Genomic DNA, 644 nt, shown 5'->3' on the forward strand with positions numbered 1-644 from the left:
AAAGGCATTAAACAAGTAGCCTTTCTTGCCTTTACGCCATTGTTTTCGCGCGGGGTTATAACCGCCATTGGGCACAATAATGTGTAAATGGGGATGTAACGCTCGTCGTCGACTGTGGGTATGTAGTACCGAGGTAAAGCCTATGTCACCTAGCCCTTGGCGTGTAGCAAAGTCTTTTAAAATACTTGAGGTAACAGAAAACATCAGTTTGAACATGGCCTTGGGGCGCTTTCTTACCAAGGCTCTTAACTCAAAAGGTAGGGTGAATGTCACCATAAAATACTCAACCGGCAACAGCTTTGCCTGTTGTCTGTCCAGCCACTGTGAGGTGGTGTTTTGTTGACACTGCGGGCAGTGTCGATGACCACATGAGAGCGGCGAGCGGTCATGGTGCTGGCAATGCTCACAGGCCCAAAGCGATTGTCGCTGCTGGGGTGTTTTGCACATCATCATGGCATACATGGCCCTGCGTATATCGGGTGATAATTCCCTGCTATACTCAGTTTCAAGGGCTTGGTGATGTTGGCGGAGTAAATCGACAAAGGTACTCATGTTTCAGACCATGTGATGTTGAGTTTATCGGTGAGTTTGTTTATCTCGTGTGACATATCACGCTGTTTCACTATGGTGAGCTGTGTGTAGCG

Annotated in this window: 1 protein-coding gene; it reads right to left on the reverse strand. The window is 47.8% G+C overall.

The genetic code is table 11. The annotated features are described in order from the left end of the window. A partial coding sequence (locus tag AC27H3_RS18065) for an IS91 family transposase (protein ID WP_487108108.1) occupies positions 1-552 on the reverse strand: 552 nt, incomplete at its 3' end. Positions 553-644: the final 92 nt, after the last annotated feature.

This window comes from Colwellia sp. NW0002-52-1 (assembly GCF_057550865.1).